1 protein-coding gene and 1 pseudogene are annotated in these 577 nt (G+C 54.9%); one reads left to right on the top strand and one right to left on the bottom strand.

The features are described 5' to 3' along the window. Window positions 1-138: pseudogene (locus KNW02_RS20725) on the top strand (IS6 family transposase); the annotation flags it as partial. Window positions 139-171: 33 nt separating this feature from the next. Here KNW02_RS20725 and KNW02_RS20730 read toward each other — a convergent pair. After that, window positions 172-456, bottom strand: coding sequence for a dCTP deaminase domain-containing protein (locus KNW02_RS20730; RefSeq protein WP_216035060.1), 285 nt, complete (start codon window positions 454-456; stop codon window positions 172-174). Between the last annotated feature and the right edge of the window lie 121 nt (window positions 457-577).

A 577-nucleotide genomic window follows, 5' to 3' on the forward strand; every position in this document is an offset into this window, starting at 1 on the left:
CGACCCATGCTCGGCTTCAAATCCTTCGCTTCGGCGTCAGCGACACTTGAGGGCATCGAAGTGGCCAATATGATCCGCAAAGGCCAGCTGACGCCCGGACTCTGTCCCTTCGCCCAATTCGCAGCACTGGCAGCATAATAAAACGAAAACAACGACCTCATTCAATCATGGTCAGAGTTTGCGACGGAGCCACCCGGAGATATTGATGAGACCGCGAAACTTTGGTCGGGCACGGATCGAGATAAACGCGATCGCCGTATCGGGAACCGTGATTTCTTCTTGGGTGGTCAGAAAAGCGAACTGACCAGGCGGGATTGCGAAACCTTCACCCGGCCGCAGCTTCTGCTTTGTGTGCTGCGATAGAATCTCAACCTTATGATCTGGGCTGATGTAGTTTTCGTTGCCGATCCGCAGCGTGTAGGCCGCGCAGTCGATAGCGTTCTCATTATAGGGCACCTCGAAAAATTGCTCTGACCGTGCCGCCTGTGTAGGAAGCGGGTGGTATTCGGCTGCTGGAGCGTGATGATGGTGCAGCTGGGTTTCTTTGATCTTTCAGACCGCTACGCGAGCCTGGACG

The organism is Paracoccus marinaquae (genome assembly GCF_018860165.1).
Lineage (GTDB): Bacteria > Pseudomonadota > Alphaproteobacteria > Rhodobacterales > Rhodobacteraceae > Paracoccus > Paracoccus marinaquae.